At 71.8% G+C, this 24,169-nt stretch carries 25 protein-coding genes and 1 tRNA gene; 9 read left to right on the plus strand and 17 right to left on the minus strand.

What is annotated here, in order from left to right; translation table 11 throughout:
- Positions 1-9 precede the first annotated feature (9 nt).
- From ACWG52_RS37830 to ACWG52_RS37840, 3 genes are read right to left on the minus strand one after another with little or no spacing between them, the layout of a single operon-like run.
- Complete coding sequence (locus ACWG52_RS37830) at positions 10-1,416, minus strand: hypothetical protein (protein ID WP_453127272.1); 1,407 nt, start codon at positions 1,414-1,416, stop codon at positions 10-12.
- 52 nt (positions 1,417-1,468) lie between these two features.
- The gene (locus ACWG52_RS37835; RefSeq protein WP_389806249.1) at positions 1,469-2,380 is read right to left on the minus strand and encodes an SDR family oxidoreductase; all 912 of its coding nucleotides are present in this window, start codon (positions 2,378-2,380) and stop codon (positions 1,469-1,471) included.
- 29 nt (positions 2,381-2,409) lie between these two features.
- Positions 2,410-3,021 (minus strand): TetR/AcrR family transcriptional regulator, encoded by a 612-nt coding sequence (locus ACWG52_RS37840; RefSeq protein WP_389806247.1) that lies wholly within the window; start codon positions 3,019-3,021, stop codon positions 2,410-2,412.
- Between the two features lie 168 nt (positions 3,022-3,189).
- Between ACWG52_RS37840 and ACWG52_RS37845 the strand changes: the two genes are divergently transcribed.
- A complete protein-coding gene (locus ACWG52_RS37845) occupies positions 3,190-4,212 on the plus strand; it encodes a phosphotransferase (protein ID WP_453127275.1) in 1,023 nt (340 codons plus the stop codon).
- Between the two features lie 41 nt (positions 4,213-4,253).
- Here ACWG52_RS37845 and ACWG52_RS37850 read toward each other — a convergent pair whose 3' ends face one another.
- Positions 4,254-4,643: a hypothetical protein gene (locus tag ACWG52_RS37850; protein ID WP_389806882.1), complete on the minus strand. Its 390-nt coding sequence runs from the start codon at positions 4,641-4,643 to the stop codon at positions 4,254-4,256.
- Between the two features lie 175 nt (positions 4,644-4,818).
- Between ACWG52_RS37850 and ACWG52_RS37855 the strand changes: the two genes are divergently transcribed.
- Positions 4,819-5,367 (plus strand): GNAT family N-acetyltransferase, encoded by a 549-nt coding sequence (locus ACWG52_RS37855; protein ID WP_389806242.1) that lies wholly within the window; start codon positions 4,819-4,821, stop codon positions 5,365-5,367.
- A gap of 12 nt (positions 5,368-5,379) precedes the next feature.
- Here the strand turns inward: ACWG52_RS37855 and ACWG52_RS37860 are convergent, their stop codons facing one another.
- The 3 genes from ACWG52_RS37860 to ACWG52_RS37870 all read right to left on the minus strand — a co-directional run bounded on the left by ACWG52_RS37860 (position 5,380) and on the right by ACWG52_RS37870 (position 7,726).
- Positions 5,380-6,987 carry a phospholipase D-like domain-containing protein gene (locus ACWG52_RS37860; RefSeq protein ID WP_389806240.1) on the minus strand — a complete coding sequence of 536 codons (1,608 nt, stop codon included), beginning with the start codon at positions 6,985-6,987 and terminating at the stop codon, positions 5,380-5,382.
- A gap of 90 nt (positions 6,988-7,077) precedes the next feature.
- Positions 7,078-7,263 (minus strand): hypothetical protein, encoded by a 186-nt coding sequence (locus ACWG52_RS37865; protein WP_389806238.1) that lies wholly within the window; start codon positions 7,261-7,263, stop codon positions 7,078-7,080.
- Between the two features lie 19 nt (positions 7,264-7,282).
- Complete coding sequence (locus ACWG52_RS37870) at positions 7,283-7,726, minus strand: tyrosinase family protein (protein WP_453127278.1); 444 nt, start codon at positions 7,724-7,726, stop codon at positions 7,283-7,285.
- 202 nt (positions 7,727-7,928) lie between these two features.
- Between ACWG52_RS37870 and ACWG52_RS37875 the strand changes: the two genes are divergently transcribed.
- Positions 7,929-8,246: an ASCH domain-containing protein gene (locus ACWG52_RS37875; protein WP_389806234.1), complete on the plus strand. Its 318-nt coding sequence runs from the start codon at positions 7,929-7,931 to the stop codon at positions 8,244-8,246.
- 96 nt (positions 8,247-8,342) lie between these two features.
- Here the strand turns inward: ACWG52_RS37875 and ACWG52_RS37880 are convergent, their stop codons facing one another.
- On the minus strand, positions 8,343-10,226 hold the full coding sequence (locus ACWG52_RS37880) for an ATP-binding cassette domain-containing protein (RefSeq protein WP_389806232.1): 1,884 nt from the start codon (positions 10,224-10,226) through the stop codon (positions 8,343-8,345).
- 487 nt (positions 10,227-10,713) lie between these two features.
- Between ACWG52_RS37880 and ACWG52_RS37885 the strand changes: the two genes are divergently transcribed.
- Positions 10,714-12,303: an outer membrane protein assembly factor BamB family protein gene (locus ACWG52_RS37885; protein WP_390168616.1), complete on the plus strand. Its 1,590-nt coding sequence runs from the start codon at positions 10,714-10,716 to the stop codon at positions 12,301-12,303.
- Between the two features lie 19 nt (positions 12,304-12,322).
- On the opposite strand, the gene ACWG52_RS37890 is transcribed toward ACWG52_RS37885, so the two are convergent.
- Both ACWG52_RS37890 and ACWG52_RS37895 read right to left on the minus strand, forming a co-directional pair.
- Positions 12,323-12,877, minus strand: a complete 555-nt coding sequence (locus ACWG52_RS37890) for a flavoprotein (protein ID WP_389806228.1) — start codon at positions 12,875-12,877, stop codon at positions 12,323-12,325.
- 120 nt (positions 12,878-12,997) lie between these two features.
- The gene (locus ACWG52_RS37895) at positions 12,998-13,591 is read right to left on the minus strand and encodes an NAD(P)H-dependent oxidoreductase (RefSeq protein WP_390168618.1); all 594 of its coding nucleotides are present in this window, start codon (positions 13,589-13,591) and stop codon (positions 12,998-13,000) included.
- Positions 13,592-13,882: 291 nt separating this feature from the next.
- On the opposite strand from ACWG52_RS37895, the gene ACWG52_RS37900 reads away from it, so the two are divergent.
- Positions 13,883-14,377 carry a hypothetical protein gene (locus ACWG52_RS37900; protein WP_244290937.1) on the plus strand — a complete coding sequence of 165 codons (495 nt, stop codon included), beginning with the start codon at positions 13,883-13,885 and terminating at the stop codon, positions 14,375-14,377.
- Here the strand turns inward: ACWG52_RS37900 and ACWG52_RS37905 are convergent.
- Positions 14,355-14,975 carry a GNAT family N-acetyltransferase gene (locus tag ACWG52_RS37905; protein ID WP_389806222.1) on the minus strand — a complete coding sequence of 207 codons (621 nt, stop codon included), beginning with the start codon at positions 14,973-14,975 and terminating at the stop codon, positions 14,355-14,357. The two genes, ACWG52_RS37900 and ACWG52_RS37905, sit on opposite strands and share 23 nt — an antisense overlap.
- Positions 14,976-15,191: 216 nt before the next feature.
- Between ACWG52_RS37905 and ACWG52_RS37910 the strand changes: the two genes are divergently transcribed.
- Together ACWG52_RS37910 and ACWG52_RS37915 are read left to right on the plus strand one after the other, a co-directional pair.
- A complete protein-coding gene (locus ACWG52_RS37910) occupies positions 15,192-16,031 on the plus strand; it encodes an NmrA family NAD(P)-binding protein (protein ID WP_389806881.1) in 840 nt (279 codons plus the stop codon).
- A 62-nt stretch (positions 16,032-16,093) separates the two neighbouring features.
- The gene (locus ACWG52_RS37915; protein ID WP_389806220.1) at positions 16,094-17,104 is read left to right on the plus strand and encodes an AraC family transcriptional regulator; all 1,011 of its coding nucleotides are present in this window, start codon (positions 16,094-16,096) and stop codon (positions 17,102-17,104) included.
- Positions 17,105-17,110: 6 nt separating this feature from the next.
- Here ACWG52_RS37915 and ACWG52_RS37920 read toward each other — a convergent pair whose 3' ends face one another.
- Positions 17,111-17,614: a GNAT family N-acetyltransferase gene (locus tag ACWG52_RS37920; protein ID WP_389806218.1), complete on the minus strand. Its 504-nt coding sequence runs from the start codon at positions 17,612-17,614 to the stop codon at positions 17,111-17,113.
- 230 nt (positions 17,615-17,844) lie between these two features.
- Here ACWG52_RS37920 and ACWG52_RS37925 point away from each other — a divergent pair, with 230 nt between their 5' ends.
- Positions 17,845-18,417 carry an anthrone oxygenase family protein gene (locus ACWG52_RS37925; RefSeq protein ID WP_389806216.1) on the plus strand — a complete coding sequence of 191 codons (573 nt, stop codon included), beginning with the start codon at positions 17,845-17,847 and terminating at the stop codon, positions 18,415-18,417.
- A gap of 99 nt (positions 18,418-18,516) precedes the next feature.
- On the opposite strand, the gene cpt is transcribed toward ACWG52_RS37925, so the two are convergent.
- Complete coding sequence (gene cpt, locus ACWG52_RS37930; protein WP_389806880.1) at positions 18,517-19,038, minus strand: chloramphenicol phosphotransferase CPT; 522 nt, start codon at positions 19,036-19,038, stop codon at positions 18,517-18,519.
- A gap of 138 nt (positions 19,039-19,176) precedes the next feature.
- Between cpt and ACWG52_RS37935 the strand changes: the two genes are divergently transcribed.
- Positions 19,177-21,348, plus strand: a complete 2,172-nt coding sequence (locus ACWG52_RS37935; RefSeq protein WP_453127284.1) for a TerD family protein — start codon at positions 19,177-19,179, stop codon at positions 21,346-21,348.
- A gap of 15 nt (positions 21,349-21,363) precedes the next feature.
- Here the strand turns inward: ACWG52_RS37935 and ACWG52_RS37940 are convergent.
- From ACWG52_RS37940 to ACWG52_RS37955, 4 genes are all read right to left on the minus strand, one after another.
- Positions 21,364-21,530, minus strand: a tRNA-Phe gene (locus ACWG52_RS37940).
- Positions 21,492-21,674, minus strand: a complete 183-nt coding sequence (locus ACWG52_RS37945; protein ID WP_390137659.1) for a hypothetical protein — start codon at positions 21,672-21,674, stop codon at positions 21,492-21,494. The genes ACWG52_RS37940 and ACWG52_RS37945 overlap by 39 nt, the downstream gene beginning before the upstream one ends.
- 22 nt (positions 21,675-21,696) lie before the next feature.
- Positions 21,697-23,223, minus strand: coding sequence for an APC family permease (locus ACWG52_RS37950; protein WP_390168623.1), 1,527 nt, complete (start codon positions 23,221-23,223; stop codon positions 21,697-21,699).
- A 105-nt stretch (positions 23,224-23,328) separates the two neighbouring features.
- Entirely contained in the window at positions 23,329-24,075 is a 747-nt protein-coding gene (locus ACWG52_RS37955) for a TetR/AcrR family transcriptional regulator (RefSeq protein ID WP_389806206.1), read from the minus strand.
- Positions 24,076-24,169: the final 94 nt, after the last annotated feature.

A 24,169-nucleotide genomic window follows, 5' to 3' on the forward strand; every position in this document is an offset into this window, starting at 1 on the left:
CGGCCCGGGTCAGCATCCCGCCAGTGCGTCCCGCAACCGGCGTGCCTGTTTGAGCAGTTGGGACGACCCGGGGCGCTGGGCGAGCGCCGTCACCTCGGGCAGCTCACCACGCGCTCCCGACAACCGGGCGGAGTCCGCGGCGACGGCCAGCAGCGCCCCGTGCAGCTGGGGCCGGGTACGAGCCAGCAGGCCGGGCAGAGCGGTGGCCAGGACCGCCCAGACCGCCGCGGCGCCTTCCGGTACCGGTACGGCGACGGCCGCCCGGAGCGACTCCGTCAGCAGGGGCACCCGCAGCGTGCCCAGCTCCACGAGCGCGGTCAGCTCCCGGCCCAGCAGCTCGCCGTCCAGCCGCCCGCGCGAGGCCAGTACCACCAGCGCGCGCACGGCGGCCTCCCGGTCGGGCTCGGGGACGGAGGCGAGCCCGTAGGCGACGGCCAGATGCACGGCGGGCCCGGCCGGGCCGTCCGTCGAGGCGAGCGCCTCCAGGAACGCGGGGGAGCCGCTGCCGTCCTGGTCGGCGGCCGACGCGACACCGGTCAGCAGCCGTGCCGCGGCGATCTCCGGATGCCAGGGCAGGGTCGCCACCGTGTGGGCGTCCCGGTAGTCCGGCAGGGACCAGTGCGGACAGGAGATGAGCGGCTCGAACACGCGGAACAGTGACCAGAACTGCCGGGGGAACGCACCGCGGCCCTCGATGGCCTCGTGCCCCACCACGATCCGGCGGCCGATGCGTGCTCCCCGGCGTTTGCTGGGACGCTCGGCCTCGCCCGCCTCGCGCTCCCGCTGCCAGGCAGGTGGGGGCAGTCCACCCTGGCGCAGCCAGGCGGCCAGCCGGATCCCCTCCGCCGACTCCAACTTCTCCGCGGCACGCACCACTTCGGGGTCCATCGGGCCGCCGCCGCAGCGCAGCAGCGCCTGCCCCAGGTCCGCCGGTCCGGGCCGGATGCCGAGCCGCTCGTACTCCGCGAGGCGTTCGACCAGCTCGTACGGTTCCACCGCGCCGGTCGGTCCGCTCGGTACGGAGAGCAGGAACGGCACGTGATCACCGGCCCCCAACCGTGCCGCGACCTCGCCCGAGCGCGCGCCCGCTATGTAGCCCAGTGCCACGTGCTGGCACAGTTCGAGCCAGCCGGCCCCGGACGTCTCCCAGGCCTCCTCCGCCCGCACGGGACCGACCGCTTCGCCGACGATCACCGCCAGGCACCGCACCTGAGCGTGCGGCTTGACCTTGAACTCGCGCGGGACGGCCCCGAGCGCGGCGGTCAGCGCCTCCCTGTCCCGGAAGCTGTGACTCACCACGGCGTTGAGCAGACGCTCGAACACCACCACGCCCGGGTCATGACGACCCGCCAGCACGGCCCGGACCTCGTCGGCGAGCGCACCGAGTGACGGTACGGCGAATTCCCCCTCGATCATGTGACGCAGGCTAGCTCCTGCCACTGACAGCGCCGCCGCGGGGTGTGTGGTGTCAGAGCGGATCGCCGAGGGGCCCGTACTCCGCCTCCAGGTTCCTGGCCCAGTGCGCGGCGAAGTCGGGCCGGCTGCCGTCGGCGTCCGTGAACCCGTACTCCTTGTACAGGTCCCAGGTGGCCAGCGCCCGCCCGGTCCTGGTGATGACGTCCGGGTCGGCCGCCAGGGCGACGACCGCCCGCCCCAGATAGGCGGGAGTCTCCGAGTGCGCGAAGTTCGGGTCCTCGGCCGCGCCGTCACGCCAGGTGGCCTCGGTGACGCCGAAGTGCTCCAGCATCGCCTCCGAGCGCAGGAATCCCGGTGTCAGGGAAACGGCCGCGACGCCGTGCGGCCGCAGCTCGGCGGCCTGCGCGACGGCCAGTCGGATCACCGCCGACTTCGCCATGTCGTAGAAGAAGGAGCCGCGGTAGCGGGCGGTGTTGCCGTCGGTGACCTCGACGACCAGGCCGCTCCCGCGGGCGACCATGAGCGGCAGCGCGTACCGGCTGGTGATCACGTGGGTCTCCACCGCCCGACGCAGCAGGCGCAGGCCTCGGTCGAGATCCTGCTCCCAGAGCGGGTGTTCCCAGTCGGTGAGCGCGTCCCCGCCCCACACGGAGTTGACCAGGATGTCGAGCCGGCCGTCCTGCTCGGTCGCGATCCGCGCCACCAGCGCCCGGACCTGCTCCGGGTCGCTGTGGTCGGTGCGGACCGGGATGCCCAGGCCTCCGGCGGCGGTGATCGTCTCGGCCGTCTCCTCGATGGTCTCGGGGCGGTCGAGATCGGAGCGCTGCGTACCGCTGCTGCGGCCGGTCACGTAGACCGTCGCGCCGGCGGCTCCGAGCTCGACGGCGATGCCCCGCCCGCCGCCCCGGGTGCCGCCGGCGACCAGCGCGACCTTTCCGGCGAGCTGTCGTGTCTTCGTCGTCATCTCTGGCTTCTCCAGATCTTCCTGCGGGTTCAGGCGGTGGGAGTGGGGGTGGTGCCGGCGATGTGGGGGGCCAGCACGGCGTCCAGTTCGTGCCGGACCCGCCGGACGAGGGCGCCCTGCCGGTCGAGCGCCCAGATGAGGCCCGCGCCGGAGGTGACGGCCTGCACGGTCGCGGTGAGGGCCTCGACATCCGTCGTGGCACGGAGCTCGCCCGTGGCGACGGCATCCGTCAGCAGCGTGCCGACCGCCCGGCGCTGGGCCTCGTGCACGGCGAGGGCCCGCTCGTGCAGCTCGGGGTCCGTGAGATCCATGCACAGGAACGCCAGATGATGGGCGAAGGTCTCCGGAGAGACCATCGGAGCCATCCACTCGGCGAGGAGGGCGGCCAGGGCCCCGAGCGCCGAACCCTGCTCCCCACGGATCCTGTCGGGCAGTGCGTCCGCGTCGCGCACGGACTGGTCGGCCAGGGCCAGGATCAGACCACGCTTGGAGCCGAACCGCTGCACGAGGGTGCCCGGCACCAGACCGACCTCGCGGGCCACCGCCGCGAGGGTCAACCCGGCCGGCCCCACCCGGCCCATCACCTCGGCGGCCGCCCGCAGGATCGCCAGGTCTTCCACCCCACGGGGACGTCCGGCCACGCCTCACTCCTCTTTAATAAATGCACGTGCATTTATTAAACCACGCAGGGTGTCGGCCGATCAACGGTCCTGCCCGACGGCTCAGGAGCCGAAGCGGTCCTTGACGGGGCGACCCGGGCAACTCCTGCACTCGAAGGAGTAGATCCCGCCCATGTCACCGAGCATCAGGTGACCGACGCACTCCGCGAGGACCCGCTGCCGACCGCGCTGCACGCGGTGACGCGCGCGTTCGTCCTGGGCGAGGTGTACGACCGGCGCTTCCTCGCCCAGGGCCTGATGAACCGGAACTGGCGCGTCGACACGGCGTCCGGTCCGTACGCGGTGAAGGAGATCACCGACGTCCCGTTGCCCGAGGTCCGCGGGAACCTCGCCGTACTCGCGGGCCTGGCCGGTGACGGCCTACCCGTGCCCGCCCCCGTGGCCACCGCGAGCGGAGACCTCGTGGCGGAGTTCGACGGACACGGCTACCGCGTCCTCGCCTGGGTCGACGGCCGGCACGTACCGGGGACCGAACTCACCCTCGACCAGGCCCGCGAACTCGGCGTGCTCCTCGCCCGCCTGCACCACGCCCTGGGCCGTCATGCCCCCGGCCCGCTCCCGGATCGGCCCCCACCGGCCGAGGCCACCGGTGTCGCCACGGCCGACAGCGCCGCCGAAGCCCTGACGGCCCGGCTTCCCGCCGACCCGATGCCCGGCCTCGACGCCGCCCTGCGCGAGCGGCACGCCCTGCTGAACCGGTACGCGGACCGGCGACCGGACGGCGAGATCCCGGCCGGACCCTACGGCTGGACGCACGGCGATTTCCGGTACCGCAACCTGCTGCGAAGGGACGGCGAGGTCGCGGCGATCCTGGACTGGGACCGGCTCGGAGTCCGGCCGTACGGGGAGGAGGTCGCGCGGACCGCGCAGGTCCAGTTCGGCGTCGACGGCGTCTTCGACCTCGACCGCGTCGCCGCCTTCACGGCCGGGTACCGCTCGGTGATCGACCTGCCCGTGGCGGACCTGGCCGACGCGGGGACCCGGCTGTGGTGGAAGCGCCTGACCGACTACTGGCAGCTGGAGTTCCTCCTCGCCCGGAAGGACCCCGCCTTCGGGAAGATGTTCCTGGAAGGCGAGGCGCTGCTGCACTGGCGGACCGACCGGGCCGATGAGGTCCAGGCGGCGTTCGCCGGCCGACGCGGTTGCCTCTGAGCCGGCGCGGTTGCCTGTGAGCTGGGGGGAGCGTTGCCCGGTCAGGCGTCAGGGTCGACTTCAGGGTGCGTGAACCGCACGGGCTTGCCCAGGGACCGGGCGTAGGCGATTTCTGCTCGCGTGCTGTCTCCGATGTAGTCGCCGACCACGAGCACCTCGTCGGCCAGCCGGATCTTCGCCCGGTGCAGATCGTCGAGTCGAACCTTCAGTGCCGCTGCCTCGACCGGATCGGACCAAAGCGCGTGGGGCGACTTCATGTCACAGCCCGGTTTGACGACAATCCTTCCGGCCTCGGTCTCCCGCAGATCGGCCTCGTTCATCTCGGTCATGAAGCGGGTGGAGCCGCAGATCACGACGATACGCGGGAGGCTCGACAGCGTCTTCGCGTCGGCGAGCCTCTCCTCGGGGGTGAGCGGTCGCGGGTAGGGCACCGGTTCCCCCGACTCCACTTCGCCGGTCACGGGCTGCTGACAGTCGGCACAGCGGAAGATGGTCATGCCGTCATTCTGTCGGGCCGCACGGGGCGCTACGAGGCCACGACACCAGGCAACCGCATCGGGCCTGCGCGGCCACCGGGGGGTGAATCCCCCTGGGTAACGTTGGCCCATGATCGATACGCCGTCACGGGTCGAACTGAACCCGCTCACCCTCTCCGACCAGGACGAGTTCTGCACGCTCGTGCGAGCCAGCTCCGCGCTCCACCGGCCGTGGATGCGACTACCCGCGACCGCGAAGGAGTTCCAGGCCTGGATGTCCCGCTTCGACGACGGCACCAACCGGGGCTTCCTGGTCCGGGCCCGGGAGACCGGCACGACCGTCGGCATGGTCAACATCAACTCGATCATCCGGGGCCGCTACCAGGGCGCTTCCCTCGGCTACGCGGCCTTCGCCCCGTCCGCGGGCCACGGGTACATGACCGAAGGGGTCGCCGCCACCCTGCGGCACGCCTTCACCGACCTACGGCTCCACCGGCTGGAGGCCAACATCCAGCCCGGGAACAAAGCCTCCCTGGCCTTGGTCCAGCGGCTGGGCTTCCGCTACGAAGGTCTCTCGCCCGCCTACCTCTACATCGACGGCGGCTGGCGCGACCACGAGCGCTGGGCCGTCACCGCACCGAGCCCCTGGACGCCCGACCCGACCCTGCCCGAGGTCTAGGCCGGGCACGCGTTACGGCGAGCCGGCCAGCAGTCGCCGTTGGTGGTCGCGCGCCGGTTCGTCGTAGTACCTGTCCGACCAGTGCCCGGCGACGAGCGGCACCGGAGCTTCGACTCCCGTCTCGGGGCCGGGCGTCGGCTGGTGCGCGGCCAGGCGGAGCGAGTCCCGGAAGCGGTGGTGGTTGAACAGGCGGGAGAACTCGGTGAAATAGATCTCCGCGAGGCCGTGGTCGCCCCGGATCACCAGCATGTTCTCGTCGTTGCGGTTCGCGGAGGGGTTGCTGAAGTTGGCGGAGCCCGTGACGACGATCGGATCGTCGCCGAGCGGGTCGATCAGCAGGTACTTCGTGTGCAGGTACTCGATGTTGTTGGAGAACGGGTTGTCGTGCTCGGCGGCCCAGCCCGCCAGCCCGCCCTCTTCGACGAGTCCGCAGGCCACCAGCTCGGTCTCGGGATCGGTGACCAGGCTCCGGTGCGCGTCCGCGACGCCGGCGTCCTCGAACAACAGCCAACGCAGAGCCGGGTGGTCGCCGGGAAGCCGGTCGGCGAACCGGGGATCGAAATTGAACGGGAACGTGATGCACACCAGCTCCTGGGCCGATCCGAAGAGCTCGGCCCAACGGTCCTGAGCCGTGGTGTGCGTGTGCGGGCTGAACACGACCGTCATGCCCGCGGGCCAGGGGTCGGGCATCGGGCTGTGGACGTCCACCCAGTTGTTGAGGGTGCCGGGGGTGGGGTCCGCGACGAGCTGGGCCCAGTAGTCGCGGTACTGCCGTGCGACGGACGCGTCGGTGACGGTGTGTCCGACGTTGGACTGGCCGAAGATCCCGTTCTCGGTGATGTTGGTCGACCCCGTCCACACGGCCCGGGGCGCGTCCTCGTGGCTCACGACCACGAACTTGTTGTGCGGGATCGTGGCGCGGGTCCGCCAGGTCACGACCAGGTCCTCGATGCCGGCGGCGGCCACCGCCTCACGGTTGTGCGGGTGGTCGAACACGACGAGCCGGACGTCCACGCCCGTGTCCGCGGCCACCCGGAACGCGGTGAGCACGGGCAGGTACTCGAACTCGTACAACGCCGCCCGGAGCTGTCCGCGGTCGCCGTCGGCGGTGCCGATGAAGGCGAGCAGCGCCTCCTCCAGGCCGCGTGACAGCCAACGCCAGGCTTCACGGTTGGGTACGTCACGCGGGTGGAGGTTCTTGAAACGTTCGGCGTAGGCCTGCGAGGCGTAGACGCCACGGTTGAACCAGACACCGTGCACGCCCGGCTCCTCGGCCCGCACCCGCAGCTCGACGGTCGAGACCGGGGTGAGTTCCTCCCCCGGGGTTCCGGTCATGGTGTGCACGCGGTAGGTGTACGTCCGCCCCGGCTCGACGCGGTAGTCGGCCCAGGTGAAGGTCTGGAACGGGTTCCAGTTGGACCCCCACCGGCGCCTCGCCTGGGGGAAGCGGAGCCGGTTGTCGAGCCAGCGGTGCCGGCCCGTGGTGTGGTCGAACCGCTCGACTCCAAAACCGAGTACGTCGTCCATGGCGGCTCGATCGTGGTCGAACCCCAGGACCACCACATGGGTCCCCGCGATGGCTCGTACGCGCAACGGTCCGGAACTGCTCTGCACTCTCATGCCCATGCCTCCCGGTCCCCGGGACGTCAAGACCAGCTTCACCCCGCGCCGGGACGCGCGCACTCCGGCGCGGAGGCACCTCGTCCCCGCTCAGTACCACCGCCGGGCCGTGTCCGGCAGGAGGACCGCGAGGGCGGCCACGGCGAGGACCGCGGCGGCGAGCCGGGTCGGGCGCCGTGGTGTGCGGGCCAGCCTCTCCGTGAGGACGATCCCGGTGAGTACGGCCATCCACACGAGCATCCCGCTCCCGTCGCCCGCCACGGCCATCACCAGCATCAGCGGCGTTTGTGGACCGTCAGTTGCCAGGCGGCCGCGAGCGCGAGCGCGCACGCGAGGGCGATGCCCTCCGGCAGTCGCGCCCAGAGCGGTGCCGGCGCCAGGAGCAGGGCGCCGTACCCGATCTAGACCGATCGGCGTCGTAGTCCCAGAACGGCAGCGCCCAGTCGGCCGGTCCGCCCAGATCCACGACCGCGGCGCGGACGATCCGTTCGAAGTACCAGAGATACATGCGGTGCCAGGAGAGGAAGAACCAGGAGCCGTGCTTGCAGCTGTTCCACAGTGGCTTCGGCGGTGTCTCGACCGTTCCGTGGATGGCCGCCTGGTAGGACCAGCTCGTCGGATCGTCCGCGTCCCGCCGCTTCATCTCGGCGACGGCTGCCGCGTGGTGCGCGAGCGTCAGGTCGTCTTCCGGCAGGGTCCACACGTTCCTGCGCACGTGCACGAGCGGCTGAGGGCTCAACGCGTCCGCCTTCCGTCACGTCGGTCGGCCGTCACGAGGTTCGCGCCCGGCACCGCCGCGCCGCCGGTTCCCCGTCGCGTCAGGTCGCGAACGAACGAATTCGGGATGAAACCTACCGAAACGTCATCCTGTGATCGACTCGGCGCGCAGGGAGCGGACGCCGGCCCGGTCCGACCGGCACGACACCGGTTAGGGTGCGTCGATGAACGCGCCTTCCCTGTACTTCCATCCCGACTACCTCGACGCCGTGCGGGCGGGCCGGAAGACGACCACCGTCCGCTTCCGTGACCCGGTGGAGGTGGGCCCGGTCAGCCTCGTGTTCGAGTCGGACGAGGAAGTGGTTCTGCCGGGTGTCGTCACGCGGCTCACCGGGACGACGGTCGACGGCCTGACCGAGGCGGACGCCCGGGCGGACGGCTTCCGTGACCTGGCCGAGCTCCACGACCGACTGCGGTACCACTACCCCGACATCGAGCCGGCCGACCGGATCACCATCGTGCACTTCCGACCGGTGGCATGAGCGGGTGGCCTCGGTGGGGACGCGAACACGGCGCCCTCACCGAGGTCGCGGGTCCGGGGGACGTGGAGCGCCACTCGTCCCCCGGACCGCACCGGGCTACCTGTCCTGGGACAGTCGGACCAGCTCGGCGAAGGAGCCGTCCAGGCGCACCAGTTCCTCGTAACCGCCCTGCTCGATGATCCGTCCCGCGTCGAGGACGACGATCCGGTCCGCGAGGCGGCAGTTCTCCATCCGGTGCGTGACGATCACCGTGATCCGCTCGTCCTTCATGTCCCGCAGTCCGGAGAACACCATGTGCTCACCGCGCGGGTCCATGGCCGACGTCGGCTCGTCCATGACCAGCAGCCCCGGCTTCCGGTGGAACGCCCGCCCGCACGCCAGACGCTGCCACTGACCGCCGGAGGGCTCGTGCCCGCCCCAGACCGAGCGGGCCAGGAGCGTGTCCAGGCCGTTCGGGAACTCCTGGACGGTCGTCCGCATGCCGACCGCGTCCAAGGCGTCCCAGACGGCCTCCTCACCCCGCGGGTCGGGTTGGCCGAGGGTGATGTTCTCCCGAGCGGAGAAGGGCCAGTACCCGTAGGACTGGGTGACGAGGCCGACATGCTGCCAGGCGGTGCGCTGGTCGGCGTCGGAGGTGGGGACACCGTCCCAGGAGACGACGCCGGACGTCGGGACGGTCAGCGAGGTCAGCAATCGGATCAGCGTCGACTTCCCCGCCCCGTTCTCCCCGACGACGGCGACGACCTCGCCCCGGGACAGGGTCAGCGACACCGGCCCGAGCGAGGGGGTGTCCTTGCCGGGGTAGGTGTAAGTGACCTCCTCCAGACGGATCTTCTCCGGCGCGACCTCCATCACCTGCGGGCCGCGGGGACCGGACTTCTCCGCGGCCTCGGCGACGAAGGCGGTGTAGTCGCCGAGGTAGAGGGCGTGCTGGAACATCGCCGCCCCGTAGACGACGAGCTGCGAGAGGGCGGCGGTGGAGGTCCGCATGGCCACGATCGCCGTGCCGGCCGCCGCGATCGCCATGTACCCGCCCACGACGAGCCCGGCGAGGGCCCCGTAGGTCGCCAGGACGAAGACCCCCGAGGCGGTGGCGGCGGTCAGGTGGACGGTGAGGTAGCGGGGCGCGGAGCTGACCATCCTGGAGTCGATGCGCTCGCAGACCGCCGCGTACCAATGATGGGCGTACGGACGCATGCTGTTGCCGCGCAGCTCGTCGGCGAGCTTCGGGGTGGTCAGGTGCCAGCGCATCATGTGTTTGATGTTGCGGGAGCCGACCGTCTGGTTGTGGAGCCGGTGGTCGAGGCGGGCGGCGTAGACCGAGCCGAGGCCGCGCGGGATCACCGACAGCAGGAGCAACGGCAGCAGCACGGGGTGGACCACCGCGAGGACGGACGCCACGGCGACCATGTCGATCAGACCGCCGGTGAAGCCGAGTGCGTCCTGCAGCAGCATGGCGGAGCGGGCGGATCCGGTCTCGGCGGCCTCGGAACGCTCGGTGAAGTCGGGCGCGTCGTAGGCGTCGAGTTCGACGTCCATGTGGGCGTCGACCATGGCGAGGTCGGCGAGGGTGGCCATACCGGGATTCAGGCGGCGGGCCGCGCTGCCCGAGGTGATGGAGGCCAGCGCGCCGAGCGCCGTCATGGCGGCCGCGACGACCAGCGGCCAGGCCGCCGCCGCGATCCGCTCCTGGACGCCGTCGCCCGTCAGGAGCGGGACCATCGCCCGGGAGATCGCCGTGAGCGCCGCCGCCGTGCAGATCCCGCCGAGGACCTGGGCCGTGACCAGCACATGGAACGCGGTGCGGTTGACGGCGAGCGCGAGCCGCGCCGTCCGCCGGAGGGCGGACGGGACGCGGCGGGCCATCTGCCCGAGCGACAGCGCCTCCATGGTCTCGTTGTGCCGGCCCCAGGTGTACGTGAACTCGGGAGGGGCGGGTGGTACGGCGGCCTTCCGCCGCTCGGCCTGCTGCTGGGACATGCTGCGTCTCCTTCGACCGGGTTGTCCTGGAGGCCGGTTCGTCGCTCGCAGCGCATGCCGGAGAAGCCCGGCTCCGCGGTGTGCGGAGGGGCGGCTGCGTGGTCGCGGGAACTGGGAGCAGGCAGTACAGCGCAGGCCGACGGCCGGAGCAGCGGGATCTGGCCGACCTCGCGGCGGCGGCTCCCTGGCGGTGGCCGCTGATCGAATCCGGGCACCCCCGGGCTTCCGGGAGCGGACGCACCGGAGGTTGGCCGGAACCCGCCGGTACGGGGGTCGGCCCACCGGAAACCACTTGCGGGCCCGTGGCCGGCCCCCGGGCGGTCGGACGCGGACCCCGCCCGCGGGGTGGGACGGGGCGAACGCGAGATCCCGCCGTCGCCGAAATCCGTTGGCGGACGCCCGGAGGCGCGGGCGATCATGGGCTGCCGCCGTTCCCTGCCCGGGACGGCGGCGCTTTCGTGAGCCGCTGCCACCTGGAGGGACCCGTATGCCCCGTGACACCCCCGCGCCGACCCTCCGACGGGTCCTCGGAGGCGGGCCGTTCGCCGAGACCGGGGACCCGTCGGTCGCCGTCGTCGACGGCCGCTCGGGACTGGTCGGGGTGGGCGGGGACCTGGGCGGGGTGCAGTGGAGCGGCAACGGGACCGCGGACGACGGGTGGAGCGGTCACCGGGTCGGCGTCTACGAGCCGGACGGGCTACGGTGCCGGCACCTGCTGCGCTCCCGGAAGCCCGTGCGGTCGCTGGCGTTCCACCCCGTCCTGCCCCTCCTGGCCGTCGGCACGGGGGCGTACGACGGCGGCTACTGCTTCGAGGGCGAGCTGCTCCTCGTCCACCTGGACACCGGTGAGGTCGTCTCCGCACTGGAGCGTGATCGGGAGGTGCTCGACGTCGCCTGGCTCAGCTGGACCGAACTGCGCATGGTGCTGGCCCCTCCCGACGACTGGGTGGACCCGGGGGCGCGGGAGCAGGGCCACACCGTCGTGGTCTCTCGCGCGGACTGGGGGGCGGTGGGCGCGCGGGCGGTCCGCGCGGAGGAGGTGGACGCGACCGTGGCGCCGTACGCCTGGCCGGACCGCGCACCGCGGGCCCGCCGGCTGCTGGCGGAGCTCGCCGGCGCGGTCGGCCTGGACCGGTCGGTGCGGCGGCGGGTGTGGGCCGTCGAGGGCCTGGCGGACGGCCGGGTGCTGGCCGCGCTGGACGGGGTGCTCGCGGAGGCGTGGCTGCCGTCGGGGCGACGACAGTGGGCGGTCGAGGACGAGGAGGGCGGCCGCCAACTGCTGCCGGGGTCCGACGGGGTGTCCGTGTGGACCGATGCCGAGCGGCGTGGACGCCGTACGCGCTCGGGGTGGGAGAGGTCCGCGCCCCGGGTGGCCCGGATCGCCCTGGACACCGGCCGGGTGCTGGAGACCGTGAGCGCCGGCGAGTACGCGCTCCTCGTCGCGGGCGGCGGGAAGCGGTTGGTCCTGCGTCCGGTGGAGGACCACCGGAAGGCCGACCGGCGACTGTTGCTGTTCGAGCTGGACGGAACGGCCGCCGAGGGTCCGGAGGTCAGGGGCTTCGACCTGTTCTACCACCCGTTCCCGATGCACCGCTCGAGCCGCCCGTACGTGCTGGTGGGAACCGATCCGGAGTGGGCGCACAAGGGCCTGTGGGTCGCGGCCGTGGACCCGGACGGGGCGCTGCGGCCGCTCTTCCCGCACAGCTGGGTGCCGCGGGAGCACCACTTCGGGGGTCCGGCGGTCGAGATCGGGGAGTCACTGGTGTACGTGGGCTCCGTCCACCACCCGCAGGGGCATGGGGACTCCTACGTCGTACGGCGATCCCTGGACGGCGAGGTGCTGTGGGAGCACCGCGCGGCCCATCGCGCGACGGCGCTGGACACGGACGGCGAGACGGTCTTCTCGGCGGACAATTCCGGAGCCCTCACCGCCCTGGACGCCGCCACGGGCGTGGTGCTCTGGCAGACCACCCTCACTGTCGGCGGGGTCCCGACCTGCGCGCTCTCCCTGGCGGTGGCTCCGCAGGGGCGGCTGCTGGTCGGGACCGTCGACGGCCGTGTCCTGGAGTACGGGTGACCGGTGACGGCCGGACCGCCTAGGCCTGCGGCACGGCGGGGTCGAGGGCGCCCAGGGCGTTGATGGCGGTGTCCCAGGGGAAGTGGATCGGGGCATCGGGGTCGGCGGGGTCCGGGGTGTATCCGGACTCGCCGTGGAGGAGTTCGACCCCGGCGTTGCGCAGGGTGCTCAGGGAGATGTCGAACTGGGGGTGGGCGGCGAGCGCGGTGTTGGCGCAGGGCATCGCTATGACGGGCGTGCGCTTGCCGGTCGCCTCGGCGGCGAGGCCGACGACGAGGTTGTCGGTCAGGCCGAGGGCCCACGCGTTGATGGTCTTGAAGGTGGCCGGTGCGAAGAGAACGGCGTCGGCCGTCGGCCATACGTCCGGCTGGCCGGGAAGTTTGTACTGCCATCGCACGGGATGGCCGGTCAGAGCGGCGAGTCCGTCGAGGCTCTGGGAGAGCCAGTGCGCCGCGGTGGGGGTGAGGCCGAGGCACACGTCCCAGCCGCGGGCCTGGGCGTCCTCGATGACCCGGGCGACGTCGAAGACGGGCGGGGCGGCGGAGCAGAGCAGGTGGAGAGTCTTCGTGGTCATGCCGCAATATGATCACATGCTTCGAGCTTGATCACGTTTTCCGGATGGGGGCAGTTCTCGCGGGCTCCGCACCCGCGGCGCCGGAGCGTGCGGGTGGTCTCCGACAGCATCGGAGGCGTTTCATTCCGTGAGCTCGGCCGCCAGCCGGCGGGCTCGGTGCAGCCAGGCCGCGCGCTCCTCGTCGAAGGAGTCGGTGACCGTCCGGAAGACGGTGCGTCGCACGTCGGTGATTCCCGCGTAGGGAAGGACGCATGCCGCCCAGATCCGCTGCAGCGGGTCGCCGAACTCCCTCTCCTCCCGGTCGAGCGGGGTGTCGGACGTGTTCAGTACGAGCGCCCGGTCGGCCTTCAGGAGCGGGGCGGGCTCGCCGTCCGCCGTACCCAGCTTGTAGGCGACGCCCGGTGCGAGGACACGCTGCACCCAGCCCGTGAGAACGGCGGGTGGCATGCCCCACCAGTTCGGGTGGACGAACACCAGAGCGTCAAGGGTGGCCAACTCCCGCTGGTGCAGCGCCACCTGCGGGTCGCGGGCGCCCGGCGCCGCCTCGACCGTGCCGGTCTCCTCCGCGGACAGCGACGGCGGGAAACCCTCGGCGCACAGGTCGTGCGCGACCACGTGGCACCCCCGGCCGCGCAGCTCCTCCACAACGGCATCGAACACGGCGTGGTTGAAGCTCCCCCGCCGCGGGTGTGCGAGATACACCCCGATCTGCATGTGCGTCCCCCTGGTCGACACGAGCCTTCGTCGCCACCTGATCCGAGGTGCCGGACGGCTCACTTTCCGGCCTCATTCTCGTCCCCGGTCGGCGGCCACCGATCACCGGGGCAGGTTTCGCGCCCATGAGGGCGGTGCCCGGCGCTGCGCGTGCGCGGCCCGCCCGGATGGGGGAAGCTGGGTCTAGCCGTCTCTTTCGGATCTTGCCGGGTCCGCGTCCTGACCGACCAGATCCGAAAGAGACGACCTAGCCGCACCGCCGACAGCGGGACATCAGGGCGAGGAGGCCTCGTGGACACCTCAGAAGACGGCCGGCTCATTCGCGCACCCCGGTCCTGGTTCAAGGCCAGGGTGCGGACCGCCACCGTTCTGTGTGCGGCGGCGGCTCTCGCCGCGGCCGCCATCCCGGCCTCCGCGCAGAGCCCCCGGGCCGTAGCGGCTCCGGCTGAGCCCCTCGTGGTCGTCGACTGCTTCTCGCAGTCCCAGGTACGACCCGAGGAGTACCTGCTGGCCTGCGGGGACGGCAACAATCGTCTCGTCGGACTGAAGTGGGACACCTGGGGGCCGAAGACCGCCACGGCCAAGGGCACCGACATGGTCAACGACTGTGTCCCCTACTGCGCCGCCGGCCGCTTCCGGTCCTACCCCGTGACGGTGACCCTGAGCAGTCCGGAGCCCTGGCCGGGCCACCCGGACGTGGACCGCTTCACCACGATCCGGCTCCTCTACACGGACACCGCACCGGCCCCGGTCCCGAAGGACGTCACGTACAAGCTCGTGTACTGAACTCGTCCGACGACCTGAGCACGAGGCCGCCCCTTTCGAAACGTGCCGGATCCGGATGAGGGTCCGGCACGGGGTCCGTCGCCAGACGGGCGTGGCACTCGACGTCGTAGCGGATTCCGTCGTAGGCGAGCTTCTGGCGCTGGAGTCCTTCCACGGCGAAGCCCGCGGCGTGAGCGACCCGGCACGAGCCGGGGTTGTTCACCCGGTGCCCCAGCTCCAGTCGGAACAGATCGGCCTCGTCGAACGCCCAGCGCGCGAGAGCCCGGCAGGCGTGCGAGGCCACGCCCCGGCCCCGCGCCGCGGCCGTCGTCCAGTAGGAGACCCAGCCGACGGAGTGCCGCCGGTTCACCGCGCCGACCGACACCTGTCCGAGCACCGTGTCGGCGCCGTCGACGACGGAGAAGGAGAAGGCGGAGCCGGCCTCCCACTCGTGGGCACGCTCCGCGATCCACCGCAGTGCGTCCTCCGGAGAACTGATGGGAAGGACGGTCTGCTCACGCATGAGGGGATCCGCGAACGCGGTCGTCACGGCGGCCGCGTCACGCGGGGCCCATCTACGCAGCACCAAACCCGAGGAAACTTCGACACGTTCGCGCATCCCGCGAGTCTTCCTCCCCTCCCGCCGCCCTGTCATCCCGTTTCCCGGGCCCCGTGCCACACGCATACGGCCGGGCCCGATGGACGCTCGCGTATGCAGGTGAGCTCTTCGGCCATGTCGCGTCTCGCATCGGTGGATTTGACTGGGGTCATGACGAAGACGACGAAGAACGAGAACCAGAGCGAGAACCGGAACGAACACCGCAACGAGCAGGCCATGGTCGTGGACCACGCCGATGCCGACGGCATCACCCTGGTGATCGGCGGAACCGGCAAGACCGGCCGCAAGGTCGCCGAGCGGCTCACGACCCAGGGCCGCCCGGTCAGGGTCGGATCCCGTCGCGGCGAGCCGCCTTTCGACTGGAACGATCCCGAGACCTGGCTCCCGGCGCTCGAAGACGTCGACCGGGTGTACGTGACCTACTACCCCGACCTCGCCTTCCCCGGGGCGTCCGTTCAGGTGACGGCCTTCGCGGAGGTGGCGGTCGCGGCCGGGGTCCGGCGCCTGGTGCTGCTGTCGGGGCGTGGCGAGGAGGCGGCGCGCGCGAGTGAGGAGGGGCTGAAGGCGTCCGGCGCGGACTGGACGATCGTCCGGTCGAGCTGGTTCAACCAGAACTTCGACCAGAGCTTCTTCCTCGAATCCGTCCGGTCGGGCGAGATCGTGCTGCCGACGGCGGACGCGGTCGAGGCGTTCGTCGACACCGGAGACATCGCCGACGTGGTGGTGGCCGCGCTGACCGACGACCGGCACATCGGGAAGACGTACGAGCTGTCGGGGCCACGCCTGTTGGGATTCGACGACGTGGCCGCCGAGCTCTCGAAGGTGACGGGCCGTGAGATCACCTATGCACCCATCCCGATGGAGGACTATCGTGCGGTGCTGCGTGAGAACGGGCTGCCGGAGGACTTCGCCGAGCTGTTCACCCTGATCCTGGACGGGCGCAACGCGCACCTCGTCGACGGGGTCGAGGAAGTGCTGGGGCGGCCGCCCCGGAACTTCTCGGACTTCGCCCGGGAGGCGGCGGCCACCGGCGTCTGGGACCTCCGGGCCGTCTGATGCGGACCCGCCGCGCCCGGGAGCGTGCCGGGACGTCGTTCCGTCCGGGGGAGGATGTGCGTATGGACATGCTGGCGGGTCTCCTCACGGGCCCTCAGGCCCGTGGCGCGTTTCTGCAGAAGTCGGTGCTCAACCCTCCGTGGTCGATGCGGATCGAGGACCGTGCCCCGCTGTCCGTCGTGACCATGACGCAGGGCTCGGCCTGGCTGCTGCCCGACGATCCGGACGCCGAGCCGGTCCGGATCGACCCCGGGGACGTGGCCGTCGTACGCGGACCCGCGCCGTACACGGTCGCCGACCTGCCGGACACCCCCGTCCAGATCACGGTGGGGCCGGACCAACGATGCAGTACGCCCGAGGCCGGGGACGTCACGGACTCGATGGCGCTCGGTGTACGGACCTGGGGCGTCGCCCGCCCCGACGCCGGGGCGGCGGTGATGCTGAGCGGCACGTACCAGGCGCCGGGCGAGGTCGGCGGACGGCTGTTGAGCGCGCTGCCCACGATCCTGGTGCGGCCGGCGGGGACCGCCGACTCCACGCTGATCGCGCTCCTCGCCTCGGAGATCTCCGGCGAGGAGCCGGGCCAGGAGGTGGTCCTGGACCGGCTGTTGGACCTGCTGCTGATCGGGGTGTTGCGAGCGTGGCTCGCGGCCCCCGGCTCCGGCACCCCGGGCTGGTTCCGGGCCCAGGGCGATCCGGTGGTCGGGCCGGCGCTGCGGCTGCTGCACGAGAGCCCGGCGCACGGATGGACCGTGGAGGAACTGGCCCTGAAGGTGGGCGTCTCCCGGGCGTCGCTGGCGCGCCGTTTCACGGAGCTCGTCGGCGAGCCGCCCGTCGGCTATCTGACGGGCTGGCGCCTGGCGCTGGCGGCCGATCTCCTGCGTGAACCGGACGCCACGGTCGAGAGGGTGGCCCGCAAGGTGGGCTACAGCAGCGCCTTCGCGCTGTCCGCCGCCTTCAAGCGGGTCCGGGGAGTCAGCCCGCGGGAGTTCCGCTCGGGGACGCCGGCGCCGGACGCGGCGATGGCCCGGGGACCGCGGGGCACGGTCGTGCTCGGCCGGGCCGTGTCCTGAGACGGCTCAAGCGCGGTCCGGCGTGAGGGAGAGCCGCGCCACGCGCTCGTCCCCGCTGAGTTCGCCGGTGGGACGGAAACCGAGTCCGAGGTAGAAGGGCTCCGGGCTGTTCGCGCCGGTGTTCCAGCTGACGTACGCGTCGGGGATGCCGCGGGCCCGGATCTCTTCGGTGGCCGCGCGGACGGCGAAGCGGCCGTAGCCCTTGCCCTGGTGGCGGGCGTCGATGTTGAGGCGCCAGATACCGCTGCGGCGGTCGTCGGGGTCGACGGCCGGGTTCCAGAGGATGTCGTGGAAGGCCATGACGAAGCCGACGATCTCGTCGCCGTCGACGATGGCTCGCGGCCAGGCCGCCGCCGTGTGCAGGTACGCCTCGGCGAGCGACTTCACCACGGGGGAGACCAGGTGGGCCTGGTCGGAGCGGACCTGTATCGCGCACACCGCGTCGAAGTTGTCGGCGGTGACGGGTTCCAGGCGCAGCGCGCCCGGCGCTGGAGTGTTCGAAGACGGCATGGGACCAGGGTATCGCCGGCGCCGACACCCCCTCGCCGGTCCCGACACCCCTCGGCGGGTTCGAGGACGGCCTCGGGGTGGCCGTGGCCAAAGATTCACCCAAGGGGTCAGGGAAACCCGGCAGAAGATCGAACAGGCGATGTCACGATCGGTCGTTCGCATTCACAACGCGTCGCACCGCACTGCATCGCATCGTGCTGTATTGACTGTGGGAAGAGGACGAGAGTCGCATGACCATCAACCCGACACCGCACGTTCCGAGCCCGCCGCCGACCTCCTCGGCAGCGGCGGATGGGCCGCGGAGCACCCGGCTCGCCGCCACCTTGATCACCCTGTCCACCGTGTTGGCGGGTCTGATGGCCGGGCTGTTCTTCGCCTTCGACGTTTCGGTGATGCCGGGGCTGGCGGCCGGTGACGAGCAGACGTACGTCACCGCGATGCGCGCGTTCAACAAGGCCATCGACGGAAATCCGCTCTTCGGCTCGGTGTTCCTGCTGGCCCTGCCGGCGGCCGCCGCCTCGGCGGTCGTGGAACACCGCGGCGGCAGACGCGCCACCGCCCTGTGGGTCGGCGCGGCCGCGGTCGCGTACCTCGTCGTCCTCGTGATCACCTTCGCCGTGAACATCCCGCTCAACAACGAACTCGCGGACGCGGGCGCCGTCGAGCAGATGAAGGACTTCTCGATCGTCGAGCGGTTCAAGTCCACCTGGGTCACCACGAACATCCTGCGCACCCTGCTCTGCACGGTGGCCCTCACCGCGCTCGCCCGTGCGACGCTGCTCCACGGCCGCGCCACGCGCTGACCGCACCCCCGCGCGGACGCCGTGGAAGCCTGCCCGACACCACCGCGACGGAACGCCCGCCGCGACGGCATCGGGCGGCATCGCGCGGCGCCGCGCGGGTCAGCCGGCGTGGGAGGCGATGATCCGCGCACACTCCAGCGATTCGGCGCGCGTGGTGTCCACCTCGATGTCGTAGGTGACTCCCCGGTGCACCGCGTCCGCCTGCGCCGCCGCCATACCCCTGACACGGTCCCCGCGCGCGATCTCACGCCCCGCGGCCACCGCACCGTCGCACCGCACGCCGACCCACAGGACCGGTACGTCGCCCAGGGCCTTCCGCCACCGCTGCTGGGACGCCGCCCCGCCGAGGAACACGTCGTCGATGATGATCCGTGCTCCCGTACGAGCCATCGTCACGATCCCCTCCGTCCAGGCCGCTTCCAGCGCCCGGAAGGTCGCCCCGACGCTCACGGTGCCGTCCGCCGCGATCTCGATCCCCTCCTCCGCCTCCCGCATCACGGCGGGCAGGGTGTCGACGAAGGCATCGCACCCGAACGCCAGCCACGGATCCGGCAGCACGGACTGCAGACATCGAACGATCCCGGACTTGCCCGAGCTGGAACCACCGTTGAGAATGATCATCTGAGTCACCGGGCCACAGTAGGACCCGTCACGTCCGCGACGGAACCGGTTTCGGCGGGACGCCGCACCGGCCCGACGCCGCACCGGCCCCGGGAAAACCGGGTGCGGCTCTCCGCTCGGCCTTGGGATCATGCGGGAATGGTCCACCGACTCGACCCCCTGGTTCTCCGGCACACCCACCGCATCCCCCGCCCCACGGGACCCGTGGGGGAGGGCGCCGTCGCGGCGCAACAGTTCGACGCCGCCCTGATGTCCGTGGGCTTCAAGCTCTCGGCACAGCTGCTCGAACACCTGTCAGGGCTGGCCGAGGGGGCGGTCGTCGACACCGCCGTACGAACGCTGGGCACCGTCCGCGAGATGGTCGGCGACCACGTGCGGCACAACGCCTACTTCATCGACTTCCCGGCCAACGTGCCGAACACCTTCGACTTCTGGATGCGGTGCATAGCCGAGGCGCTCGCCGACGACAGCACCCGCGAGAGCACCCTGGAGCAGCTGAGCACCGGCGTGGTGAACCTGCTCACCCTCCCCTCGTACGGGAACCACCGGCACACGTACGCCGAGATGCTGACCCACCACGACGAGCTGATCGCCGTGGCGGGCGACCGTATGACGGTCCTGCACCTCGGCGGCGCCCTGGACGACGAACTCACCTTCCTCTACCTGGCGTTGGCGGGCAGCACCACACCCCTCGGCGAGGACGGACTCCGGGACCTGGGGGACCTCGCCGGCCACTGTGCCGACGGGCCTCAGCCCGAGGAGATCCCCGTCCGGGAGAACCGGGCCGTGGTCAACGAGGCCCGACTGAAGGCCGGTGCGGGCCTGCTGCTGGACACGGTCACCGATGTGCTGCGGCTCGCCTGCGCGCTCGCGGGCGGCGACGTCGGCCTGCAGGAGCCGACCCGGCTGCGGGGCATCTCCCGCGCCGCGCGCCGGGCTTTGCTCGCGGGCCTCGACGCGGTCGTCGGCGCGGCACCCGCCAAGCTCGCCGACGTGCACGCCCACCGTGAGATGTGGAAGCGGCTCGGCGAGCGGCTGCATCCGCACGAGTACCCGCAGTGGCCGCACGCGGCCGACGTGTTCGCCGTCGCCCGCGGCGAGAAGGAGGCCCGTACCTTCGACAGTCGGGTCGAGGAGCTGCACGCCCGGCTCGACCCCACCGGCGCGGCCGCCCTGCTGACGGCCGCCCCCGGCAAGCTGCTGCGCTCCCTGGACCGGCTGCTGCGCTCCGCCTGCGCGCAGGACGAGCGCGACACGGTCGCGGCCGCCGCCGAGCAGGTCCTGCCCGACGTCTCCGGCCGCGTCCTGCTGTCGGTACGCCAGCACCTGCACAACCGCGCGGAGGCGACCGGCGAACAGCGCGTGTTCGTCAACCGCTCCGGCCGGGCCTGGGTCACCGAGGACACCCGCGCGCCGGTGTTCGAGCCCGAGTGCAAGCGGATGATCACCGCGATCGACGCGGAACTACGCCGCCGACTGCCCGCCGCGGACCACCTGCTGATCGACCCGGACGTCCTGGACGTGGCACTGCCGCTCAGCGGCAAGGCGACCACGTCCGGGCTCGGCGTGCTGCCCCGCGGCTCGATCTCCCCGGTCGACGGCGAACTCCTGCGGTTCTTCGTGTACTGGAAGCAGACCGAGCGCAGCACCGACTACGACCTGTCGGCGGCGCTGCTGGCTCCCGACTACTCGACCATCTCCTGGCTCTCGTACACCAACCTCACCGACGTCGGCGGAGCGCACTCCGGTGACATCACGAACGCACCCGACGGGGCTTCGGAGTTCATCGACCTACGCCTGGACGCCGTACGCGGCACCTGCATCGTCCCGCAGGTCAACATCTTCTCCGGGGAAGGCTTCGAGGAGGTCGAGGAATCGTTCTTCGGCTTCATGCTGCGCGGGACCGAGCAGCAGGGGCGACCGTTCGAGCCGCGCACGGTGCGGATGAAGTCGGACCTGCGCGGGCCGGGCCGGATCGCACTGCCGCTGGTGTTCCTGCGCGGGGCCGACGGCCGGTGGCGCGCCAAGTGGCTGCACCTCTACCTGACGGGATCCCCGTCGTACAACCGGGTCGAGGGGAACCGGGTGACGGTCGCGATGCTGATGCGCGCCATCGTCGACCGCGAGCAGCTCACCGTGCGCCACCTGGTCGAGTTGATGACCGGCAGCGCCACGACCGTGACCGTGTGGGACGGGAGGACGGTCCCGGCGGGGCCCGTCACCTACATCGGTCTGGAGCGACCCGAGAAGCTGCACCCGGGGTCGCGGATCGTCACCCCCGAAAATCTGCGTGACCTGATCCCCGAGTGACTGTTAACGTGGCCGTGGCGAGGCCATGAAGGGGCTTCCTTCTCAACACTCCTAAAGTAGCCTCTTCGCTTTCCTCGCCACCGACTCGAACCTCCGGCCGTCCCGCGTCACGCGGGACGGCCGGAGGTTTTTCGTCGCCTGCCTCAGGTCAGGTGGTCGGCGACCAGTTCGGCGAAGGCCTCCGGAGTGAGCACCTCGACGCCGAGTTCGGCGGCCTTGACCGCCTTCGAGGCCCTCCAAAGCCGCGGTCGTCTTCCCGCGAGCCACTGACCATCAGCCCGGCCCGCGGGTCGACCGACGGCCCCGGTGGGACGGCGGACCGTCACGGCCCGTACGTCCCCCGTGTGTTCACCCTCGGGCGGCCGGCTCCACGGCCCGCTCCGAGGCGCTCGGCACCACCTGCTCCGCCTGGTGGACGCTCGGGCGCTCCGTCCAGAACGTCCCGGACGCCGCGCGCCGGGCGAGCATCACCAGCAGCCCCACGAGGCTGAGGCCGAGGGCGATGACCAGCGGCGGCCCGAGGCCGAACCAGGAACTGCCGCCCGCGGAGTTGGCGGGATCCGCCATGTCGACGACCGCCTCGACGAGCAGCCAGATCAGCATCCCCGCTCCGACGAGCGGGCCGGCGCCGATGAACAGGAACGCGCGCACCCCCGAGGTCAGCAGGCGCCGGTGATAGACCGCGCAGGCGATTCCGGTCAGGGCGTAGTAGAAGGCGATCAGGAGGGAGAGGGCCGTCAGCGAGTCGGCGAGCGCGTTCTCGCTGACCTGATGGATGAACAGGTACCAGACGGTGGCCGTACCCGCGACCCACCAGGTGCCGACGGCCGGGGTGCGGTACCGGTCGTGGATCAGACCGAACCGGCGGGGGAGGGCGTGCCTGCGCGCCATGGACAGCGCGGTACGGGAGGCCGGGATGATCGTCGTCTGGGTCGACGCGAGCGCCGAGGTGGCGACGGCGAGCAGGACGATCCAGTCCCAGCCGCCGAGGGCATCTCGGGCCAGGGACGCGAAGACGGCCTCCTCGTCGTCGGCGTGCGCCGTGAGGTAACCGGTGCCGGCGAACGCGACCACCGCGAAGGCCACGGACACGTAGGTGGCCAGGAGGACGACGGTGGACCAGACGCCGGCCCGGCCCGGGGCGGAGGAAGGGTCCTTCGTCTCCTCGGTGAGGTTGACGGCCGACTCCCAGCCCCAGTACACGAAGACGCCGAGGAGCAGCCCGCCGGTCAGCGCCGTGCTCCCGGCTCCGAACGGGTCGAGCCAGTCGAGGGACGGCCGCAGCGCGCCCGGGGAGCCGGTGCCGACGTGGACCCGGTACAGGGCCACCGCAGCGAAGACGAACAGGCAGACGGTCTGCAGCAGCACGAGGACGTTCTGCAGGCGGGCCGCCGCCTGGGTGTCCCGGACGCACAGGGCCGCCATCGTCACGATCACCAGCACGGTGAGTGCCTGCCGGATCAGCGTGTTCCCGGCCCAACCGTCCAGGCCGACGGCCAACAGACCGAAGTTGACGGCCACATCGGCGAGCGAGCCGACCACCAGGACCCCGGTCATCGTGATCGCCCAGCCGCCCAGCCAGCCCGTCGTGGGCCCCAGCGCACGCGTCACCCACGAAAAGGTCGTGCCGCAGTCGGGATCGGCCCGGTTCAGGTAGTAGAAAGCGGATGCGATGAGCACCATCGGGACGAACGACGCGAGCATCACCCCGGGGGCGTGGACGCCGACGAGGGCGACGATCGGCCCGATCACGGCGGCCAGCGAGTACGCCGGCGAGGTGGCGTTCAGCCCGATGGCGAGGGCGTCGACGAACCCGATCGCGTTCGGTCTGAGCGTGGCGGCGGCGGCAGGCGTCCGCGGGGTGTCTTCGACCATGGTCCCTCACTGGTGCACGGTGAACGGGGCGTGAATGCGATGAGGAAACCCGTGCTCCGCACAGAGGGTCAATGGTGTTGGCATAAGCGCGCCCCGCAGCCCCGGTCACTCGCGCCCGGCCGTGCCCCCGTCCCCGGCACCCCGGCCGCCCGCCGCGTCCGCGAGCTGCCGCGCGGCGGTGTCCAGCAGCATCTCCAACGCCACCGGGTAGGCACTGTGGGGCATCCGGGCGGCCAGCAGTCCCGCGGTGGCCGCGATGTTCGGGTACGTGTCGGCCGGCAACCGGGCGTACGTCGACTCCCACCGCTCCTCGTCCGACGCGCGCGCCTTCTCCGTCAGCGCGAGAGGCCCCGCGTCGAGCGCCGCGAAGGCCAGCGCCTGGTCGATGTAGGCGTGGTAGATCCGTACGGCGTCCACGTCGGCGAAGCCCGCGCCGCGCAGGCTGCCGAGGATCGCCTCGTCGGCCGCGATCTCGCGCGGCCGGCCGCTGACCCGGCTCGCGGTCAGCAGCGCGGCCTGCGGGTGGGCGAGGTAGGCGCCGTGGATGCGCAGCCCGAGCGAGCGCAGGTCGTCGCGCCACCGCCCGGTCGGGACCCAGCCGTCGAGCGCGCGGCCGATCAGCTCCTCCCCGATCGCCAGGGTCAACCCGTCCATGCCGTCGAAGTACCGGTACAGCGTGCTGGGGTCCGCGCCCAGCGCGGCGCCCAGCCGCCGGGCGGACAGGCCCGCGCTCCCGTGCTCGCGCACCATCCGCAGGGCCGTCTCGACGATGAGCCGCTCGGAGAGCACCGTCCCCTGCCGGGTCGGGCGCCGCCGCCTGCGGGCCTCCTCCGGGACCACGTCCTTCGCCATCGCCCGCCTCCGTCCATCCTTATGCCAACACCATTGACCTTAACTCGGACGGAACGGTTCCATCAGCCCCCTGAGGCGCACGCCTCACAGAGAA

The sequence above is a fragment of the Streptomyces sp. CLCI03 genome (assembly GCF_053615355.1).

Bases quoted from the DNA above. Each gene is read 5' to 3' on its own strand.
- ACWG52_RS37830 (WP_453127272.1), bottom strand. From the start codon at position 1,416: ATGATCGAGGGGGAATTCGCCGTACCGTCACTCGGTGCGCTCGCCGAC.
- ACWG52_RS37835 (WP_389806249.1), bottom strand. From the start codon at position 2,380: ATGACGACGAAGACACGACAGCTCGCCGGAAAGGTCGCGCTGGTCGCC.
- ACWG52_RS37855 (WP_389806242.1), top strand. From the start codon at position 4,819: ATGATCGATACGCCGTCACGGGTCGAACTGAACCCGCTCACCCTCTCC.
- ACWG52_RS37860 (WP_389806240.1), bottom strand. From the start codon at position 6,987: ATGAGAGTGCAGAGCAGTTCCGGACCGTTGCGCGTACGAGCCATCGCG.
- ACWG52_RS37865 (WP_389806238.1), bottom strand. From the start codon at position 7,263: ATGCTGGTGATGGCCGTGGCGGGCGACGGGAGCGGGATGCTCGTGTGG.
- ACWG52_RS37875 (WP_389806234.1), top strand. From the start codon at position 7,929: ATGAACGCGCCTTCCCTGTACTTCCATCCCGACTACCTCGACGCCGTG.
- ACWG52_RS37880 (WP_389806232.1), bottom strand. From the start codon at position 10,226: ATGTCCCAGCAGCAGGCCGAGCGGCGGAAGGCCGCCGTACCACCCGCC.
- ACWG52_RS37885 (WP_390168616.1), top strand. From the start codon at position 10,714: ATGCCCCGTGACACCCCCGCGCCGACCCTCCGACGGGTCCTCGGAGGC.
- ACWG52_RS37890 (WP_389806228.1), bottom strand. From the start codon at position 12,877: ATGACCACGAAGACTCTCCACCTGCTCTGCTCCGCCGCCCCGCCCGTC.
- ACWG52_RS37895 (WP_390168618.1), bottom strand. From the start codon at position 13,591: ATGCAGATCGGGGTGTATCTCGCACACCCGCGGCGGGGGAGCTTCAAC.
- ACWG52_RS37905 (WP_389806222.1), bottom strand. From the start codon at position 14,975: ATGCGCGAACGTGTCGAAGTTTCCTCGGGTTTGGTGCTGCGTAGATGG.
- ACWG52_RS37910 (WP_389806881.1), top strand. From the start codon at position 15,192: ATGGTCGTGGACCACGCCGATGCCGACGGCATCACCCTGGTGATCGGC.
- ACWG52_RS37915 (WP_389806220.1), top strand. From the start codon at position 16,094: ATGGACATGCTGGCGGGTCTCCTCACGGGCCCTCAGGCCCGTGGCGCG.
- ACWG52_RS37920 (WP_389806218.1), bottom strand. From the start codon at position 17,614: ATGCCGTCTTCGAACACTCCAGCGCCGGGCGCGCTGCGCCTGGAACCC.
- ACWG52_RS37925 (WP_389806216.1), top strand. From the start codon at position 17,845: ATGACCATCAACCCGACACCGCACGTTCCGAGCCCGCCGCCGACCTCC.
- cpt (WP_389806880.1), bottom strand. From the start codon at position 19,038: ATGATCATTCTCAACGGTGGTTCCAGCTCGGGCAAGTCCGGGATCGTT.
- ACWG52_RS37935 (WP_453127284.1), top strand. From the start codon at position 19,177: ATGGTCCACCGACTCGACCCCCTGGTTCTCCGGCACACCCACCGCATC.
- ACWG52_RS37950 (WP_390168623.1), bottom strand. From the start codon at position 23,223: ATGGTCGAAGACACCCCGCGGACGCCTGCCGCCGCCGCCACGCTCAGA.
- ACWG52_RS37955 (WP_389806206.1), bottom strand. From the start codon at position 24,075: ATGGCGAAGGACGTGGTCCCGGAGGAGGCCCGCAGGCGGCGGCGCCCG.